Annotated in this window: 15 protein-coding genes; 7 read left to right on the top strand and 8 right to left on the bottom strand. The window is 67.9% G+C overall.

What is annotated here, in order from left to right:
* Positions 1 to 21: 21 nt before the first annotated feature.
* The 3 genes from fba to AC3G88_RS06030 all read right to left on the bottom strand — a co-directional run bounded on the left by fba (position 22) and on the right by AC3G88_RS06030 (position 3,937).
* Positions 22 to 1,086: a class II fructose-bisphosphate aldolase gene (gene fba / locus AC3G88_RS06040; protein ID WP_153946625.1), complete on the bottom strand. Its 1,065-nt coding sequence runs from the start codon at positions 1,084 to 1,086 to the stop codon at positions 22 to 24.
* A gap of 112 nt (positions 1,087 to 1,198) precedes the next feature.
* Positions 1,199 to 2,644: a pyruvate kinase gene (gene pyk, locus AC3G88_RS06035; protein WP_153946624.1), complete on the bottom strand. Its 1,446-nt coding sequence runs from the start codon at positions 2,642 to 2,644 to the stop codon at positions 1,199 to 1,201.
* Positions 2,645 to 2,740: 96 nt separating this feature from the next.
* Positions 2,741 to 3,937, bottom strand: a complete 1,197-nt coding sequence (locus AC3G88_RS06030; RefSeq protein ID WP_488893232.1) for a phosphoglycerate kinase — start codon at positions 3,935 to 3,937, stop codon at positions 2,741 to 2,743.
* A 369-nt stretch (positions 3,938 to 4,306) separates the two neighbouring features.
* Between AC3G88_RS06030 and AC3G88_RS06025 the strand changes: the two genes are divergently transcribed.
* Together AC3G88_RS06025 and AC3G88_RS06020 are read left to right on the top strand one after the other, a co-directional pair.
* Entirely contained in the window at positions 4,307 to 5,416 is a 1,110-nt protein-coding gene (locus AC3G88_RS06025) for a helix-turn-helix transcriptional regulator (RefSeq protein WP_488770916.1), read from the top strand.
* A gap of 146 nt (positions 5,417 to 5,562) precedes the next feature.
* Positions 5,563 to 6,720, top strand: a complete 1,158-nt coding sequence (locus tag AC3G88_RS06020; RefSeq protein ID WP_488893231.1) for a helix-turn-helix transcriptional regulator — start codon at positions 5,563 to 5,565, stop codon at positions 6,718 to 6,720.
* On the opposite strand, the gene AC3G88_RS06015 is transcribed toward AC3G88_RS06020, so the two are convergent.
* From AC3G88_RS06015 to AC3G88_RS05995, 5 genes are all read right to left on the bottom strand, one after another.
* On the bottom strand, positions 6,717 to 7,040 hold the full coding sequence (locus AC3G88_RS06015) for an AzlD domain-containing protein (RefSeq protein WP_092595218.1): 324 nt from the start codon (positions 7,038 to 7,040) through the stop codon (positions 6,717 to 6,719). The two genes, AC3G88_RS06020 and AC3G88_RS06015, sit on opposite strands and share 4 nt — an antisense overlap.
* Positions 7,037 to 7,834 (bottom strand): AzlC family ABC transporter permease, encoded by a 798-nt coding sequence (locus AC3G88_RS06010; RefSeq protein WP_153946620.1) that lies wholly within the window; start codon positions 7,832 to 7,834, stop codon positions 7,037 to 7,039. The genes AC3G88_RS06015 and AC3G88_RS06010 overlap by 4 nt, the downstream gene beginning before the upstream one ends.
* 239 nt (positions 7,835 to 8,073) lie before the next feature.
* On the bottom strand, positions 8,074 to 9,405 hold the full coding sequence (locus tag AC3G88_RS06005; RefSeq protein WP_488893230.1) for an MFS transporter: 1,332 nt from the start codon (positions 9,403 to 9,405) through the stop codon (positions 8,074 to 8,076).
* Positions 9,406 to 9,463: 58 nt separating this feature from the next.
* Positions 9,464 to 10,951 (bottom strand): amidase, encoded by a 1,488-nt coding sequence (locus tag AC3G88_RS06000; RefSeq protein WP_488893349.1) that lies wholly within the window; start codon positions 10,949 to 10,951, stop codon positions 9,464 to 9,466.
* A gap of 404 nt (positions 10,952 to 11,355) precedes the next feature.
* On the bottom strand, positions 11,356 to 14,286 hold the full coding sequence (locus AC3G88_RS05995) for a DEAD/DEAH box helicase (RefSeq protein ID WP_488893229.1): 2,931 nt from the start codon (positions 14,284 to 14,286) through the stop codon (positions 11,356 to 11,358).
* Positions 14,287 to 14,529: 243 nt separating this feature from the next.
* Between AC3G88_RS05995 and AC3G88_RS05990 the strand changes: the two genes are divergently transcribed.
* The 5 genes from AC3G88_RS05990 to AC3G88_RS05970 all read left to right on the top strand — a co-directional run bounded on the left by AC3G88_RS05990 (position 14,530) and on the right by AC3G88_RS05970 (position 17,938).
* On the top strand, positions 14,530 to 14,724 hold the full coding sequence (locus AC3G88_RS05990; protein WP_029051276.1) for a zinc-finger domain-containing protein: 195 nt from the start codon (positions 14,530 to 14,532) through the stop codon (positions 14,722 to 14,724).
* Positions 14,725 to 14,853: 129 nt separating this feature from the next.
* On the top strand, positions 14,854 to 15,876 hold the full coding sequence (gene waaF / locus AC3G88_RS05985; RefSeq protein ID WP_488893228.1) for a lipopolysaccharide heptosyltransferase II: 1,023 nt from the start codon (positions 14,854 to 14,856) through the stop codon (positions 15,874 to 15,876).
* A 10-nt stretch (positions 15,877 to 15,886) separates the two neighbouring features.
* Positions 15,887 to 16,327, top strand: a complete 441-nt coding sequence (locus AC3G88_RS05980) for a YybH family protein (protein ID WP_153946616.1) — start codon at positions 15,887 to 15,889, stop codon at positions 16,325 to 16,327.
* A 14-nt stretch (positions 16,328 to 16,341) separates the two neighbouring features.
* Complete coding sequence (locus tag AC3G88_RS05975; RefSeq protein ID WP_488893227.1) at positions 16,342 to 17,358, top strand: YheT family hydrolase; 1,017 nt, start codon at positions 16,342 to 16,344, stop codon at positions 17,356 to 17,358.
* Positions 17,359 to 17,368: 10 nt separating this feature from the next.
* Complete coding sequence (locus AC3G88_RS05970) at positions 17,369 to 17,938, top strand: DUF2946 family protein (RefSeq protein WP_488893226.1); 570 nt, start codon at positions 17,369 to 17,371, stop codon at positions 17,936 to 17,938.
* The last annotated feature ends 12 nt before the right edge of the window (positions 17,939 to 17,950 follow it).

Here is a 17,950-nt window from a genome sequence, read left to right as displayed (position 1 = left end):
CGGGCGGGGCGGTGAAACGATTTACTGCACGACCTGGGCGAGCTTGCCCGACGCGTACTGGCTAGCGATATCGGCCAGCGACACGGCCTTGATCTTGCTGGCCTGGCCTTCGCAACCGAAGGCGATGTAGCGCGCCTTGCACACCTGCTTGGCGGCTTCGCGGGCCGGCTTCAGGTATTCGCGCGGGTCGAACTTGCTCGGGTTTTCCGCGAAGAAGCGGCGGATCGCGCCGGTCATCGCCAGGCGGATGTCGGTGTCGATGTTGATCTTGCGCACGCCGTACTTGATGGCTTCCTGGATCTCTTCCACCGGCACGCCGTACGTTTCCTTCATGTCGCCACCGAACTGGCGGATCTCGGCCAGCAGTTCCTGCGGCACCGACGACGAACCGTGCATCACCAGGTGCGTGTTCGGAATGCGGGCGTGGATTTCCTTGATGCGGCCGATGGCCAGGATGTCGCCCGTGGGCTTGCGCGTGAACTTGTAGGCGCCGTGCGAGGTGCCGATGGCGATGGCCAGGGCGTCCAGCTGGGTGGCCTTGACGAAGTCGGCCGCCTGCTCCGGATCGGTCAGCAGCATCGAGTGGTCGAGCTTGCCTTCGGCGCCGATGCCGTCTTCCTCGCCCGCTTCACCGGTTTCCAGCGAGCCCAGGCAGCCCAGTTCGCCTTCCACGGTCACGCCCAGCGCGTGGGCCATCTGCACGACCTTGCGGGTCACGTCGACGTTGTATTCGTAGTCCGCCGGGGTCTTGCCGTCTTCCTTCAGCGAGCCGTCCATCATCACCGACGAGAAGTTCAGGTCGATGGCGGCCTTGCAGATCGCCGGCGACTGGCCGTGATCCTGGTGCATCACCACGGGGATGTGCGGATAGGCTTCCACGGCGGCTTCGATCAGGTGACGCAGGAAGTGCTCGCCAGCGTATTTGCGCGCGCCTGCCGAGGCCTGCATGATCACCGGGGCGTTGACCTCGTCGGCGGCCTGCATGATGGCCTGGACCTGTTCGAGGTTGTTCACGTTGAAGGCCGGCAGACCGTAGTTGTTCTCGGCGGCATGGTCCAGCAGCTGGCGCATGGATACGAGTGGCATGTCTAACTCCTGAATAAAAAAACGGTATCTGGTATTTTTTCGATGCTGCGCCGGGCAGGTTCGCGCATCCGCGGTGCGCCGTCCGTGCAGCGCACCACATCGGACGTCATCTTTACTTGAACTTGCTGCCGACCCTCACGATCTTCAGCGTGTTCGTGCCGCCGGCCTGGCCCATCGGCTCGCCGATCGTCAGCACAATGAAATCGCCATGCTGCACGGCGCCCTGCGCCAGCAGCAGTTCCTCGGCCTGTTCCAGCGCCTCGTCCCGGTCGGTGCTCGACTGCAGCGGCAGCGGCACCACATTGCGGTACAGCTGCATCTTGCGCTGCGACGCCAGATTGGGCGTCATGGCATAGATCGGCACATGAATGCGGTGACGGCTCATCCACAAAGCGGTGGCACCCGAATCGGTGAGCGCGGCAATGGCCTTCACGCCTAGATGATAGGCCGTGAACAGCGCACCCATGGCAATCGACTGGTCGATGCGCGAGAACGTCTGGTTCAGGAAATCGGTGTCCAGCTGCACGACCTCGGACTTTTCGGCCTCCAGGCAGATCGCGGCCATGGCCTCGACCGTTTCCACCGGATAGCGCCCGGCGGCGGTCTCTGCCGAGGTCATCACGGCGTCGGTGCCGTCCAGCACGGCGTTGGCCACGTCCGACACCTCGGCGCGCGTCGGCACCGGGTTGACGATCATGCTCTCCATCATCTGGGTGGCCGTGATGGTCAGCTTGTTGGCCTCGCGGGCCAGCCGGATCATGCGCTTCTGCAGCGCCGGCACCGCCGCGTTGCCCACTTCCACGGCCAGGTCGCCACGGGCCACCATGATGCCGTCCGACGCGTTCAGGATTTCCTCGAGCACGCCCGGGCGGATGGCCTCGGCGCGTTCGATCTTGGCGATCATGCGCGCCTTGTGGTTGTGCGGCTGGCCGGCCACGTTGGCCAGCTGGCGCGCCATTTCCATGTCGGTGGCGTTTTTCGGGAAGCTCACGGCCACGTAGTCGGCGTGCAGGGCCATGGCGGTCTTGATGTCCTCCATGTCCTTGGCGGTCAGCGCCGGCGCCGACAGCCCGCCGCCCTGGCGGTTGATGCCCTTGTTGTTCGACAGGTCGCCGCCAACGCGCACCGTGGTGAAGATCTCGGTACCGATCACGCGGTCCACCACCAGCACGATCAGGCCGTCGTTGAGCAGCAGCACGTCGCCCGGGCCCACGTCGCGCGGCAGGTCCTTGTAGTCCAGCCCCACGCGGTCCTGGTTGCCGGTCTCGCAGTTCGAGTCCAGCACGAACGGGTCGCCGGCCTTCAGCGTGACCTTGCCGTTCTCGAACCTGCCGACGCGGATCTTGGGGCCCTGCAGGTCGGCCATGATGGCCACCTCGCGGCCGCAGGCCGTGGCGGCCTCACGCACCAGCGCGGCGCGGTCGATATGGTCCTGCGCCGTGCCGTGCGAGAAGTTCAGGCGCACCACATCGACACCGGCCCCGATCATGCGGGTCAGCACTTCCAGCGAACTGGACGCGGGGCCAATCGTGGCGACGATCTTGGTGGAACGGGTCATGCGGGCGGTTTCCTGGGGTTAGCTGGCGGGGGGCCTGGGGGCAACTGGCAACTGGGCTATGGGCCGGCCGGCTCGCGCCGCCAGCCCGCACGGGCTTCAGCCGGCAGCGCGTTGTTCCAGCACTTCGAACGCCGGCAGCTTCTTGCCTTCCAGGAACTCCAGGAAGGCGCCGCCGCCGGTGGAGATGTAGCCGATGCGGTCGGCGATGCCGTACTTGGCGATGGCGGCCAGCGTGTCGCCGCCACCGGCGATCGAGAACGCCTTCGACGATGCGATGGCGTCGGCCAGCACCTTGGTGCCGTTGCCGAACTGGTCGAACTCGAACACGCCGACCGGGCCGTTCCAGACGATGGTGCCGGCGGCCTTGAGCTGGTCGGCCAGCATGGCGGCCGTCTTCGGACCGATGTCCAGGATCATGTCGTCGTCGGCCACGTCCTTGACGTCCTTGACCGTGGCGGCGGCCGTGGCGCTGAATTCCTTGGCGCAGACCACGTCCACCGGAATCGGCACCGATGCGCCGCGCGCGGCCATGATGTCGATGATGGCGCGGGCGTCGCCCACCAGGTCGGGTTCGGCCAGCGACTTGCCGATCTTCAGGCCGGCTGCCAGCATGAAGGTGTTGGCGATGCCGCCACCGACCACCAGACCGTCCACCTTGTCGGCCAGCGCCTTCAGGATGGTCAGCTTGGTCGATACCTTCGAACCGGCCACGATGGCCACCAGCGGACGGGCCGGCTGGCCCAGCGCGCGGCCCAGCGCATCGATCTCGGCGGCCAGCAGCGGGCCGGCGCAGGCGATGGGGGCGAATTTGGCGATACCGTGGGTGGTGGCTTCGGCGCGGTGCGCGGTGCCAAAGGCGTCATTGACGTAGACGTCGCACAGCCGGGCCATCTTCTGGGCCAGTTCGTCGCTGTTCTTCTTCTCGCCCTTGTTGACGCGGCAGTTTTCCAGCAGGACCACCTGGCCGGGCGCCACTTCCACGCCATCGACCCAGTTCTGTACCAGCTTCACCGGCTTGCCGAGCAGTTCCGACAGGCGCGTGGCGATGGGGGCCAGCGAATCCTCGGGCTTGAATTCGCCCTCGGTCGGGCGGCCCAGATGTGACGTCACCATCACGGCAGCACCGGCTTCCAGGCAGGCCTGAATGGCCGGCACCGACGCGCGGATGCGCGTGTCCTCGGTGATGTTGCCTGCGTCGTCTTGCGGCACGTTCAGGTCGGCGCGGATAAACACACGCTTGCCGGTGAGTTTGCCTTGGGAAATGAGATCGGAAAGACGCAGGACAGAGGTCATGGCGATAAGAGCGGGGACGGGGACGGCATACAACCGTCCACAGAAGTCTGGAAAACCGCCATTTTACCTGATCGCCGTGACGGATTTGCGCCTTGCCGCGGGGGTGCCGCAGGGGCATCACATGGCGGGCCGACAAAGACCCTACTTAAGGAGGGGATGTTGTCTTAACAACTCTGCCCCGTATGCGGTAATGTACGCCCTAAATGTACTAAACGTATGCATAGTCAGACACTCGAACTATTTTTGATAGTTTTAGTACATCATGACACCAGACGACAGCCGGCAAAGACTGGCTAGGCCATTTCCACGGACGTGCACGACGGATAAGTGGAAAGGAACCGATGTTGGCGAATGCAAGGGGGTAGTCAGATGGAACAAGCCGCCGCCATTCACGGCGCTATTCGCGGGTTGTATGAAGGCGTCCTCGATCCCGCCGCGTGGCAGCAAAGCCTGCGGACGCTGACCGAGATTGCCGACACGGCGCATGCGTCGATGATGGTGTGGGACACGGTGCGCGACCAGGTGACCGTCAACGAAGTGGTCAACCCGGTGGCGGAGCTGTTCACCACCTATGAGAACGATTTCCAGTCCATCGATCCGGCCAAGGCCTTCGCGCCCCGGCTGGTGCCGGGCGCGTGGTACATCGACGCGCGCGACCTTGGCCCGCAGGCCATGGCGCGCCATCCGTTCTATCGCGATTTCTTCAACCGGTTCGAACTGCGCTCGTACGTGGCCTGCCTGGTGGAACGGCAGCCGCATTACGAGGTGTATTTCTCGATGCAGCGCGCGCTGTCGCAGGACGCCTTCTCGGGCGAGGACACGCGCCGGCTCGACTGGGTCATCCCGCACATGCGCAGCGCCATTGCCATGCGCGACCGCACGCTGGCGCTGTCGACCATGGCCTCGATGTCGGCCCGCCTGCTCGAACGGCTGGCCTTCGCCGTGGGCGTCTACACGCCGGACCGGAACCTGCTGCTGGCCAACACGGCTGGCGAACGCTGGGCGCGCCGCCTGGAACCATCGGGCAAGACCACGACGTGGCACCTGTCGCGGCCGTTTGCCGAGATGGTGCAGGCGGCCTGCGACCCCGGCAATCCGCTAGGCGCGCAGGCCGCGCGCGCCAGCGACGATCACGGCAACCATGCCGAAGTGCTTGTCCTGCCGTTGCCGCCCACGCACGCGTTTGCGTCGCAATGGCAGCAGCCGGCGGCGCTGGTGGTGGTGCACGAGGCGGGCGCCCCGTCCGTCCTGCTCGACACCGTGCTGCGCAACCTCTACGGCCTGACCCCGGCCGAAACGCGGCTTGCAGCGCGGCTGGCGACGGGCGAACGCTTGCCCGAGGCGGCGCAGCACATGCGGATTCGCCACGAGACCGCGCGCACCCAGCTCAAGGCCGTCTTCCTCAAGACCGGCTGCACGAGCCAGGCGCAGTTCACCCACCTGCTGACGAAGCTCTCGGCCACGCTGGACGGCGGCTGACGCCCCTTCCGCCCTCCACCGCAGGCAATTCCGCGCCCCAGCCCTGGCACGCAAGGACCACGTCGCCCCTTTTCGCAGGGTCGCGATGCACGGCGGCACCCTTCGCTCGCGCGCTCGCCGTCGAACAGGACAAAGGAAGTAACGTAATGAACGCATCTGACATGCACGAGACCATTCGCGGTCTCTATCTAGGAGTCTTCGACCCCCTTGCGTGGCAACGCAGTCTGCACGCGCTGTGCGAACAAAGCGGCAGCCTCCAGGCATCGCTGCTCGTGCTGGATACCGCGCAGCAGACCGTACAGGTTCGCCATCTGGTCAACCGCGCCCCCGACAACCTGGCCATCCTGCCGCCGCCCTACCGGCTGCACGGCGGCATGCCGGCGTCGGGGTCCATGGCGGTGGGCGGCTGGTATATCGACCAGCGCGACACCGCCGGCGCCACGGCCCAGCACCATACGTTTCGCGGCGAACCGTTCGACGACGTGGCGCTGACATCGGTCATGGCCTGCCTGGTCGACCGCCGTCCGGCGCATGAAATCTACCTGGTGCTCCAGCGCCCGGCCAGCGAGGACGGCTACGCGGAGACCGACGCACGCGCGCTGGATTGGGTCATTCCGCACCTGCGCGAAGCCATGGCCCTGCGAGACCGCACGCATGCCGTCGCGGCGCGCGGCCACGTTTCTGCCGACCTGCTCGACCGGCTGCCTTTCGGGGTGGTCGTCTTTTCGGAATCGGGCAAGGTCCTGCTGGCCAATGCCGCCGGGCAGCCCTGGACGCGCCGGCTGCAGTCCGGCGAGGCCGCCGACCCGCACGCCGGCATCCAGGGCAACGGCAATGGCTGGCGCCTGTCGCGGCCGTTTGCCGATGTCGTGCGTGCGCTGTGCGACCCCAACACGCTGCAGCCGGCGCAGGCCATCCACGCCACCGGCGCCGATGGCCGCGGGGCACAGATCGTGGCCGTGGCGCTGACGCCGGCGCTATACCTGTCGTCGGAATGGGAAGGACAGCCCATCCTGGTGGCCATCCACGAGACGAATGACCCGCCGCGTGCGGTGCCGGCCGTGCTGCGCGATCTCTACGGCCTGACGCCGGCCGAAAACCGGCTGGCCATGCTGTTGGTCACGGGCATCGGCCTGCCCGATGCGTGCATGCAGCTCGGGATCAAGCGCGAAACCGGGCGTTCGCAGCTCAAGGCCATCTTCACCAAGACCGGGACCAGCACCCAGGCCCAGCTGGCCCACCTGCTCACCCGCCTGGGCAGCATCCTGGCCGAGCCGGCCCATCGGGAAGCGCAGCCCGTCTAGCCCAGCAGGCGCAGGGCGGTGTACACCGCCATGCCCACCACGATCATCCCGACCATGCGTTTGGTCAGCACATAGCAGACCGTGGCGGCGATGCCCGCCATCAGCTTGTCGTTGCCGGGGCCGATCGTGAAATGGCCTTCGAAGGTCAGCAGATCGGGCAGGATGATGGCCGCCAGCGCGGCGGCCGGCGCGTAGCGCAGCGCGCGCTGGATGCGGTCGGGCACCGTGACGCGCTCGCCCGCCATCAGGAACAGCGCCCGCGAGAACACGGTCACCACGGTCATGCCGAGGATGGCGATCCAGGTATCGAGATGGCTCATGCCTGGTCTCCGGTCGGCTGGCGGCCCTTGCGGGCGCGGATACCACGCAGCGTGGCGCGCGCCGCCATCTCGTCGCTGGCCATGCCGGCGGCAATCGCGGCCACCACGGCAATCACCAGCGCCAGACGGTACGGCAGGTCGAAGCACAGCAGCGCCACCACGGCCGCCACCACCACGGCCATCAGCGTCGAGCGCGAGTTGATCGTCGCGATCATCACCGGGATCAGCGCCAGCGTGCCGGCCAGCGCCAGCCCCCAGCTGTCCGGGAACAGGCTGGCCAGCACGATGCCGATGATCGACGACACCTGCCACGTGGCGCAGTTGATCAGCGCCATGCCCCAGAAATACCCCTCCTTGCCCGGCGCGTAGCCCGGCTCGGCGTACCGCTGCATGAAGTAGACAAAGTGCAGGTCGCCGTTGAAGAAGCCCAGCAGCGTACGGCGCCAGCCCGGCAGATAGTTGAAATGCGGCTGCAGCGCGGCGCTGAAGATCACGAAACGCAGGTTGACGACGGCGGCCGTGAGCCAGACCGTCCAGATCGGCATGCCCGCCGCGAACAGCGGCAGCACGGCCAGTTGCGCGGACCCGGCATAGACCAGCAGCGACATGCCGATGGCCTCGGGCACCGTCAGCGCCGATTTGCTCATGGCCACCCCGGTGACCAGGCCCCACGAAAATACCGCGGGCAGCGAGGGCGCGAAAAATCGCGCGCCGTCGAGAAAGGCGTTGCGCTCCACCTCGGCAAAGCGATGCCAGAGGCGCAACCACACCGGGGACGACTGTCGGGGTGTCATGGCGAGATGAGAAGAGACGGTACGGCAGGCCGTCCTGTGCGGCATTGCCGTCAGGAAGGACCATCGGCCACGCGCGAAACGCGTGGCCGATGGCGGAGCAGCCATTATAGGGCCGCCGACGCCGCTGGTAAGCAGCGGCTTAATTCGCCAGAGGCGACTGTTGTTTCGAGGTCAAAACGCCGCCGTCACATGGCGAACCGGCCGCCTCCTGCCGCACTCGCTGGCGAATCCCGTCCGGTTCAGGCCGGCTTGCTCGCCGGCGCGGCAGGCGCCAGCGGCGCCGCGGTGGCGCCCACGGGCTCGGCGGCATCGTCGTGGTCGCCGCCGCCGGCCTGTCCCAGGTCGATGCCCGACGTTTCGGGCAGCAACGCCGCCGATACCATCACCAGCGCGTAGCCGACGCCGGCCACCATGGCGATGGCCAGCGCCAGCGACGTGCGCCCGCTGTTGAGCCAGCCCACGGCCAGCGGGAAAAACGACCCAATCACCCGGCCCATGTTGTACGCCACGCCGTAGCCGGTGGCCCGCACGCTGCTCGGGTACGACTCCGAGATCGTGGCGCCGATGCCCGAGAACACGCCCTGCATCAGCACCCCGAGCGGAAAGCCCAGGAACAGCATCGACGTGTTCGATACCGGAATCACCATATAGATCATGGCCATCACGAAGGCGCCCGCCGCAAAGGCGATGTAGGTCAGGCGCCGGCCCCAGCGATCAGTGGCATAGGCGCCGGCCACATAGCCGACCAGCGAGCCGAGGATCGTCACGGCCAGATAGGAACTGGTGCCGAATACCGACAGGCCGCGCTCGGTCTTCAGGAACGTCGGCAGCCACGTGGCAATGGCGTAGTAGGCACCGAGCATGCCGCCCGACAGCAGGCTGCACAGCAGCGTCTTCTTCAGCAGCGGCTTGCGGAACACGCGCGCCAGGTCGGCAGTGGCCGAGGCCCTGCCGCGCTCGGCCCGGCTCTTCAGGAAGACTTCGGGTTCGTCCAGGTTGCGGCGCAGGTAGACCACCACCAGCGCGGGCAGGATGCCCAGGAAGAAGCAGACCCGCCACGCCGTCTCCGGCTCGAACAGGTTGAACGTGATGGCATAGGCGATGGCCGCGCCGCCCCAGCCGAACGAATAGCTGCTGGCCGTGAAACCCGAATATTTGCCGCGATGCGCCGGATTGCGGATCAGTTCGGTCACCAGCACCATGCACAGCGACGATTCCCCGCCAAAGCCCAGGCCCTGCAGCATGCGGAATACCATCAGCTGTTCTGGCGAATTGGCGATGCCGCACAGGAAGCAGGACACCGCGAACACCAGGATGGTCCAGCGCAGCACGCGCACGCGGCCAAAGCGGTCGGCCAGCAGGCCCGCGCCGACGGCGCCCACCAACGACGACACCAGCGTCCACGTGACGATGGCGCCGGCCATCGACTTGCTCATGCCCCATTGCGCCAGCAGCGTCGAAATCAGGAACGAATAGATCATGAAGTCGAACACATCGACCGCATGCCCCAGGAACGCCCCGTAGAACCCCTTGCGCTCGGCGCGCGACAACTCCTTGAACCAGTCCAGCATGATCGCCCTCCCCTTTTAGCGATGTTGCGATGTTGCGATGTCGTAACTTGTTGGTGATTTAGCGATTTGGCGATTCGGCGATGCGCGGGGGCCGGAAGCCATGGCCGGCGTCTTCCAGCAACTGCGCGAGGCGCAGCGATGTGAGATCGCCGTAGCGGCGCGCCACGATCTGCACGCCCACCGGCAAACCGTCGCGCGCCGGGCCGATCGGCGCCACCGTCGAGGGCAGACCGCACAGCCCCGAATGGCCGGCCCAGAACAACTGCGACGTCAGCGGCCACGGCTGGCCATTGACCGTGATCGTGCGTTGCCACGGCTCCCCGTCTTCGTCGAGTGGAAAGGCCGTGGTGGACGCGGCCGGGCATAGCAATACGTCGAAATCGCAGAAGAAGCGATTCCAGGCACGGGCAAAGGTCTCGCGCGCATGCTGCATCAGCAGCCAGTGCCGATGGCTCAGCGCGGCACCAGTGAACTGCATCGACGCGTAGTCGGCGTCGTCGCCGTTGGGGTCGCCGGCACGTGCCAGCGCATCGGCAAATGCGGCGTCATCCATATGCAGCGACGTGGTGGCGCGCAACAGCAGCACGTAGATGCGCCACAGTTGCGCGGCATCGAAGTCTGGTCGGACATTCCAGGCCACCTGCGCGCCGGCTGCCGCCAACTGGTGCCCCAGCTGCTCGATGGCGCTGCTGACGGTGCCATCGACCTCGGCCAGCGGGTGGGTCGGCAGCACGGCCACGCGGAAATCGGACAGACGGGTGTGGTCGCACGGCGGCAGGTCGAGCCGCCATGCCGGGGCGTCGGCGGCATCGGGCCCGACGATGGCGCGCAGCACCAGTTCCAGGTCGCGCGCGCTGCGGGCCACGGGGCCGGCCACGTTGATGTCCTGCGCGGCAAACCCGGCCCGCGCATTGCCATGGCCGCGCAGCGGCACGATGCCGTGGCTGCTCTTGTGCGAGAACACGCCGCAGTAATGCGCCGGATTGCGCAGCGACGAGCCGATGTCCGAGCCGATATCGAAAAAACTCATGCCGGCGCAGACCGCCGCCGCGCTGCCGCCCGACGACCCGCCCGGCGTGCGCGACAGGTCGTGCGGATTGCGGGTGGTGCCGTAGACCGCGTTGTAGCTCTGCCAGTCGCGCAGGCCCAGCGGCACGTTGGTCTTGCCCAGCAGCACGGCGCCGTGCGCGCGCAGGCGCTCTACCACCACGGCGTCGGCCCCCGCGCGATGCGTGGCGCGCGCCGGCACGCCGCACGTGGTCGGCCAGCCGGCCACATCGAACGATTCCTTGATCGAGAACGGCACGCCGTCGAGCGGCCCGCGCGAACGACCCGCCTGCCGGCGCGCATCGCTTTGCATGGCCGCCTCGCGGGCCGCCTCGAAATCGGCCAGCACGATCGCATTGACCTGACCGTGATGGGCGTCCCAGGCCGCCTGGCACGCATCGACCAGCGCCAGCGCCGTGGTCTCGCCGCGTGCCAATTGCGCGGCAGCAGCGTGGGCGGGCATCCAGCGGACATCTGGCCGGGACGGATCGGCCGGCATGGGGTCGGGCAGGGTCACAGTGGCTCCGTTGTTGTCGTGGGCGCGGCGCAAAAGGTTGGCCGGACCTGTGGGGGGCGTGTCGGAAGCTGGACGTCGAATCTCGACGATTCGGTATACTATATTCCGCATTCGCAGAATCTCAAGGCAGTATTTGTGCCAAGGCCCGATGCACCGCAGCAAGGACGCGGGACCGCCATGAATTCCCCTCTCCCGCTTGCGCGAGTGGGGCCGGGAGAGAGGGCAGGCGCCTGACACCCGGTCACGCCGCAAAAAACGCACCTTGCCAAGAAGACCTGAGATTGTGCGTCCGCACCAAATGCGTGACGATTTTGTATACCGTTTGGTGCAATCCCTCAGACCACTCTGCCGCAGGCGGAGAGGGGAGACAAACATCAGGAGCGAGTTCAGCGCCGCAGCAAGCCCACCAGTTCGTCGATATCGGGCAGCGGCACGTCGCGGCCGGTGGCTTCATCGGCGGACGCGTCGAGCACCCCTTCGGCCAGGGCGCGCTTGCCCTGGTGCAGATCGACGATGCGCTCCTCGATCGTGCCGGCCGTGATCAGGCGGTAGACCGTGACCGGCCGCTGCTGGCCGATGCGGTGCGCGCGGCCCATCGCCTGGTCTTCGGCGGCCGGGTTCCACCACGGGTCCGCGATCACGACGTAATCGGCCGCGGTCAGGTTCAGCCCAAAGCCACCGGCCTTCAGGCTGATCAGGAACACATCGCCCTCGCCGGCCTGGAAAGCCGCCACGCGCCGGGTGCGTTCGGCGGCGGGCGTGGCGCCGTCCAGGTACTGGCAGGTCAGCCCGGCCTCGTCCAGCGGCTGGCGCAGCAACTGCAGGAAATCGACAAACTGGCTGAACACCAGCGTCTTGTGGCCATTGGCCGCCAGCGTGGCCGCCAGTTCGGCGAAGGCGCGCACCTTGGCGCCGGGATGGCCGGTCTCGGGCGTGACCAGGCGCGGATCGCAGGCCGCGCGGCGCATGCGCATCAGTTGCGCCAGCACGTGGATGCGCGCCTGCGGCTCGGGCAGCGTGGCGCGCGCCTTGCGGTCCGTCTTCGGCCGGAACAGCGCGCGTTCGGCCTCGGACAGCGCCTGGCGGCGCAGCGCCTCGTAATGCGCGGCCTCGGCCGGTTCAGGGGCCACGCGGATCACCAGCTCCGTGCGGGATGGCAGTTCGTCCAGAACTTGCGCCTTGATCCGGCGCAAGACGAATGGCGCGATCATCCGGCGCAAGCGGGCGCGCGGGTCGCGGGCGCCGTTGCGCTCGATCGGATTCGCGAAATGCTCGTTGAAGCGCGCCAGCGATCCCAGCAGGCCGGGATTGCAGAAGCGCATCACGGCCCACAGTTCCGCCAGGCGGTTTTCCACGGGCGTGCCGGACAGCGCGATACGGCCGTCGGCCTGCAACGCGAACATGGCCTGCGCGCGTCGCGACGACGGGTTCTTGAACGACTGTGCCTCGTCGGCCACCACGGTGTGCCAGGACCGCTCGCAGAACGCGCGGCGCGCCTGTTGCAGCAGGTTGTACGAGACGATCACCAGATCGTGCGCGCCAGCCTGTTCGACGATGGCCGACCGGTCGCCTTCGGCATAGACATGCACCCGCAGCGCCGGGGCAAAGCGTCGCGCCTCGGCCGCCCAGTTGCCGCAGACCGACGTGGGGGCCACCACCAGCGCCGGGCCGCCCGCCGCGCGCGCCAGCAGCACGGCCAGCGCCTGCAGCGTCTTGCCCAGGCCCATGTCGTCCGCCAGACAGGCGCCGAAACCGGCCTCGGCCAGCGACATCATCCAGCGATAGCCCTCCACCTGGTACGCGCGCAGGTCAGCCGCCAGCGTGGCGGGTACCGGCGCATCGGCCGCCCGCGCGGTGTGCAGCCGCTTCACGCGCGTGCGGAAGTGGGCGTCGGGATCGATGCCCACGCCGGCCAGCACGTCGTCGAGCCACGGCGTGGCCACCAGCGGCACGCGGATGCCATCGCGCACGCCGTCGCCCACGGCGGCCAGGTCGCGCAGGCGCTCGCGCAGCTGGCGGGTCAACGCCACGTACACGTCGTGGTCCATCGCGATAAAGCGACCCGCATGGCCATGGGCCCAGGCCACGAGCTTTTCCAGCGACAGCACCAGTCCTTCGGCCACGTGCAGTTCGCCCACAAGCTTGAACCATTCGCTGCCGGTTTCCACGCTGACCGCCAGTTGCGGCAGATCGGCCGACAGCACGCGCAGTGCACGGCCGCGCGGCCATTCGAGGTCGATCACGCCGGCCAGGCCTGGCAGGGTCTCGATCACGGTCAGCGCGTCTTCGGGGTCGTCCAGCGTCCAGCTATGCTCGCCGCCGGCGGGCGCCTGCTGCACCAGGAACGGCAGCGCATCGAACACCTCGGCCACATGGGCCTGCTCGGCGGCCAGGTCGCGATGGGTGACCAGCGTGTCGCCGCCAATCGTCGCCATCAGCTGCGCGCGGCCATGCGCCGGGGCCATGCGCGGGCCAAGGGGCCCGAGCGGCGTCACCACCAGGCGCAGGCTGATGCCGCGCCCGACCGGCGCCACTTCGGCCCGCAGCCGCGATTCGGGGTCGCGTTCGCGCGCCTGGCCCGAACTGTCGGCGTGGATCTGGAAGTGGCCGGCCAGCGCGCGCAACGTGCTGTCCAGCCGCGCCTGCGCGGTGGCCGGCACGGTCAGGCCCCCGGCGATCAGCCTGGCCGCCTCCTGCTGGGCCGGGGTGAAGCGGATCACGCGCAGGCGGCGCGCGCCGTCCTGCAGCACCGTCACCTGGCGCAGGGCTTCGGCTTCCTGTTTCGCGGCGGCCGGCAGGAAATCCTCCATCGACTTCGGCGCACGCATGGGCGGCACGATGCGCAGCGCAAAGCGGTCGCCTTCGCGCACGGCCTCCAGCGCGGGTGCCGCCTCAAGCACCTCCATCGGCACGGTGGGCGCGTGCGCCAGCACCACGGCAGGATGGCCGACCATCGCCATGATGGCGGCGGCGCGGTCCAGCACCAGACGGCGGTTGCGTGAACTGTCGCGCCGGATGGCGCGCGCCACGCGGGCATCCCAGGGCGGCAGGGTGTCGTCGTCGGCCACGCGCGCCAGCGTCACGGGGCGCGGGCGCGTCCAGCCCCGCGCGCCCCAGCTTTGCTCCATCGGCTCGATGGTGCCGATCTCGCCGTCCGCATCGAGCGTCAGCGCCCACAGCAGGCGGCGGCCCGTCCCGGTGGCGTCCGGGGCGGGTTCGCCACCGGCCAGTGCCTCGAGCGCGCCCAGCGCGTCCTGCCAGCGGTCGCCGCGGGTGGGATCGTCAGGTTCGGGGGAGGCGGGATCGGGCTGGGACACGGGTAGCGGGCGGCGCGCGGGTCGGATCGAAGGTGCGATTGTAGAACGCCGTGTGTGCCGCGCCGCGTTGGCACGCAAGGCCCCCCGGCTTACAATGGCGCCTTTACGGCTTTTGTCTGTGCCACGCGTGCGGCTCGGCCGTGGGCGGTACCGACGAGAAGTACAGGAAGTGGCTGACGCCGGTCTGATCCGGTGCCATCCGCAAACAATCCGCATCCATCCCTGCAACACAACCGCAAGACCATGACGCAAACCGCAACCGTCGTCGAAATCGGCGCAGAAGACATTCCGCTGCATTGCCCCACCGGCAACACCCCGGCCTGGAACTACCACCCGCGCGTCTTCCTGGACGTGGTGGACACTGGCGAAGTGAAGTGCCCGTACTGCGGCACCGTGTACAAGCTCAAGCCCGGCACCGTGCTGAAGGGTCACCACTGACCTGCCCGGCCCACGCCATTTCCTGCCGTTTCGACCTGACGCCCCGGGCCGCCCAGCGCCCCGGGGCGTTGACATGCCCGGGCAAGCAAAACAGGGCCACGCAACAAAGGGCCAGCAATACCCACAGACATGAAAAAAGCCCTAGTCATCGCCCCTAACTGGATTGGCGACGCGCTGATGGCGCAACCGCTGTTCGCGCTGCTCAAGGCACGCCATCCACGCCTGGTCATCGACGCCCTGGCGCCCAAATGGGTAGCCCCGGTGCTGGCGCGCATGCCCGAGATCAGCAAGGTGTTCCCGAGCGATCTGGCGCACGGCAAGCTGCAGCTCAGCGCGCGGCTGATGTTCGCGCAGCAGCTCAAGCACGAAGGCTACGACGTGGCCTACGTGCTGCCGAATTCGCTGAAGTCGTCGCTGATCCCGTTCCTGGCCGGCATCCCGCTGCGCGTCGGCTATCGTGGCGAAGCGCGCTTCGGCATGCTCAACGTGCGCCATGCCAACCCGCCGCGCGACAAGCGTCCGCCGATGGTGGAGCACTACGCCCGCCTGGCGCTCAAGCCCGGCGCGCGGCTGCCCGAATCGATTCCCGATCCGCGCCTCAAGGTGGACCCGGCGCGCATGGCCACCACGGCCGCGCGCTTCGGCATCGCGCCGGGCACGCGCGTGATCGCGTTCTGCCCCGGTGCGGAATACGGCCCGGCCAAACGCTGGCCTGCCGCGCACTTCGCGGCGCTGGCGCAGATGCTGCGCCGGTCCTATCCGTATGCACAGATCGTCACGCTGGGGTCCGGCAAGGATGCCGAGATTGCCGAAGCGATCGTGCAAGGCGCGCCGTTCGTGCGCAACCTGTGCGGCCAGACATCGCTGGACGATGCGGTGGACCTGCTGGCGCTGTCCGAGGCGGCGGTCTGCAACGACTCGGGCCTGATGCATGTGACCGCCGCGCTGAACCGGCCCCAGGTGGCCGTCTACGGTTCCAGCGACCCGCGCCATACGCCCCCACTGTCACAGGCAGCGAGTATCATGTGGCTGCAACTTGAGTGCAGCCCCTGCTTCAAGCGCGAGTGCCCGCTGGGCCACCTGCGCTGCCTGAAGGAAATCGAACCCGAAATGGTGTTCGTCGAGTTGCGCAAGCTCCTGCACCGTCCCTGACCCAATCAACATGCCCCGTTTCGCCCGTCTGTTCGATTCCGCCGAAGACATCGTCGAGGCCTTCCGTGAAGCCATGAAGCTGCGCGACGCCGATGGCGCGCTGCGCCTGTGGCTGGACGAGGATTCGGTCACCTGCGTCATGCCCGACGGCCAGCGCCTGATTGGTCATGAGAACCTGCGCCAGGCCTTTGCGCAATTGCTGGAAGAGCAGCCCGTGCTGATCGACGCCATCGAGACCAGCAGCCATGCGTCGCTGGGCGTGTCGATCTTCGACGTTACCGAGGCGCTGCGCTTTGGCGAAGGCCGTGTGGAAGCCGACCTGTTCGTCCACACCACCTATGTGCTGATGCAGAACCACGAAGGCTGGCGCCTGGCCCATATCCACTGCAGCCCGGCCAACGCCGTGCAGGTGGCCGCCGTGGCCACCGCACCGGGGCAGGCCCTGCATTGACGGCTGCGCGGGCCATGCTGTTCGGCGACACGTTCCAGACACCGTGGTGGCTGCGCGGCGGCCACGCCCAGACCATCCTGCCGGCCCGCTTCACGCGGCACCGCCGCATCGCGTTCCGCCGCGAACGCTGGGCCACGCCGGACGGCGACTTCATCGACCTCGACTGGACCACCCACCCCACGGCGCCCGGCGCGCCGCTGGTGGTGATGTTCCACGGCCTCGAGGGCGACTCCAGCAGCCACTACGCGCAGACGCTGATGACGGCGCTGCAAGACCGTGGCTGGCAAGGCGTGATTCCGCATTTCCGGGGCTGCTCGGGTGAACTGAACCAGGCGCCGCGCTTCTATCATTCGGGCGATTCGGCCGAGATCCGCTGGGTACTGCACCGTCTGCGCGACCAGCAGCAGGCCACCGGGCCAGGCCGGCCGATGCTGGCGGTGGGCATCTCGCTGGGCGGCAACGCGCTGCTGCGCTTCCTGGGCGAGGATGGCAGCGAAGCCGGCTTCCTGCGCGGCGCGGCGGCCATCTCGGCGCCGCTGGATCTGGCAGCCGGCGGCGCCGCGCTCTCCAGCGGCTTCAACATGGTCTACACGCGCATGTTCCTGCAGACGCTCAAGCGCAAGTCGCTGGCCAAGCTCGACCAGTTTCCGGGCCTGTTCGACCGCGAAGCCATGCTGCGCAGCCGCGACCTGTACGCGTTCGACAATGTGGTGACCGCGCCGCTGCACGGCTTTCGCGATACCGACGACTACTGGGCCCGCGCCGCCAGCAAACCCATCCTGGGCGAGATCCGCATTCCAACGCTGGTGCTCAATGCCCGCAACGACCCGTTCCTGCCCGCCCGGCACCTGCCCGGCCCGGCCGATGTCAGCGCGGACGTGCTGCTGGAGCAGCCCGAGTACGGCGGCCACGTCGGCTTCATGACGCCGCGCGGCGGCCTGCTGGGCCAACTGCCGCTGCTGCCCCGAGCCGGCCATATCGAATGGCTGCCCGAGCGGATCCTGGCTTTCTTCGACGGCATCGGCAAATAAAGGAGACACCATGGATGAAGTGGTCAAGCAAGCCATGGCCCGCTGGCCGAGCGTGCCGAACTGTTTCGGCTGGCTGGCGCTGGACCGGCGCGGCCAATGGCGCATGCGCAACGAATTCGCGCAGCAGCACGGCCTTTCCGGCGACCCGATCCGCCATGAGGCGCTGATCGGCTTTATCGAACGCAACTACACGCACGACGGGCGCGGCGCCTGGTATTTCCAGAACGGCCCGCAGCGCGTGTTCGTGTCGCTGGCGTATGCGCCATGGATCGCGCGCCTGCACAACGGCGCGCTGGCCACGACCACCGGCCGGGCGTTCACGCCAGCCGCGTGCTTTGCCGACGAGCACGGCAACGTCGTGCTGTCCGGTACCGTGGAAGGGGTGGAAGGCGAGCAGGCGGTGCTGCTGCACGATCACGATCTGGACGCCTTCAGCACGGCCAGCGACTGGCATGGCGACGCATGCGGCGCGGTGCTGGGTATTTTTCACCACGCCGGGCGCAATCTCGACATCGAACCGATCGTGGAAGCGGAGGTGCCGAAGCGGTTCGGCTTCGTGCGGACGCCGGCGGCGGAGTAAGCGCAACAAGGC

It is taken from the genome of Cupriavidus sp. 86D6, from assembly GCF_057815095.1.
This window is presented reverse-complemented; position numbering and strand designations above follow the sequence as displayed.

Coding starts and splice junctions, on each gene's coding strand:
- fba (WP_153946625.1), bottom strand. CDS start 1,086: ATGCCACTCGTATCCATGCGCCAGCTGCTGGACCATGCCGCCGAGAAC.
- pyk (WP_153946624.1), bottom strand. CDS start 2,644: ATGACCCGTTCCACCAAGATCGTCGCCACGATTGGCCCCGCGTCCAGT.
- AC3G88_RS06030 (WP_488893232.1), bottom strand. CDS start 3,937: ATGACCTCTGTCCTGCGTCTTTCCGATCTCATTTCCCAAGGCAAACTC.
- AC3G88_RS06025 (WP_488770916.1), top strand. CDS start 4,307: ATGGAACAAGCCGCCGCCATTCACGGCGCTATTCGCGGGTTGTATGAA.
- AC3G88_RS06020 (WP_488893231.1), top strand. CDS start 5,563: ATGAACGCATCTGACATGCACGAGACCATTCGCGGTCTCTATCTAGGA.
- AC3G88_RS06015 (WP_092595218.1), bottom strand. CDS start 7,040: ATGAGCCATCTCGATACCTGGATCGCCATCCTCGGCATGACCGTGGTG.
- AC3G88_RS06010 (WP_153946620.1), bottom strand. CDS start 7,834: ATGACACCCCGACAGTCGTCCCCGGTGTGGTTGCGCCTCTGGCATCGC.
- AC3G88_RS06005 (WP_488893230.1), bottom strand. CDS start 9,405: ATGCTGGACTGGTTCAAGGAGTTGTCGCGCGCCGAGCGCAAGGGGTTC.
- AC3G88_RS06000 (WP_488893349.1), bottom strand. CDS start 10,951: ATGCCGGCCGATCCGTCCCGGCCAGATGTCCGCTGGATGCCCGCCCAC.
- AC3G88_RS05990 (WP_029051276.1), top strand. CDS start 14,530: ATGACGCAAACCGCAACCGTCGTCGAAATCGGCGCAGAAGACATTCCG.
- waaF (WP_488893228.1), top strand. CDS start 14,854: ATGAAAAAAGCCCTAGTCATCGCCCCTAACTGGATTGGCGACGCGCTG.
- AC3G88_RS05980 (WP_153946616.1), top strand. CDS start 15,887: ATGCCCCGTTTCGCCCGTCTGTTCGATTCCGCCGAAGACATCGTCGAG.
- AC3G88_RS05975 (WP_488893227.1), top strand. CDS start 16,342: ATGCTGTTCGGCGACACGTTCCAGACACCGTGGTGGCTGCGCGGCGGC.
- AC3G88_RS05970 (WP_488893226.1), top strand. CDS start 17,369: ATGGATGAAGTGGTCAAGCAAGCCATGGCCCGCTGGCCGAGCGTGCCG.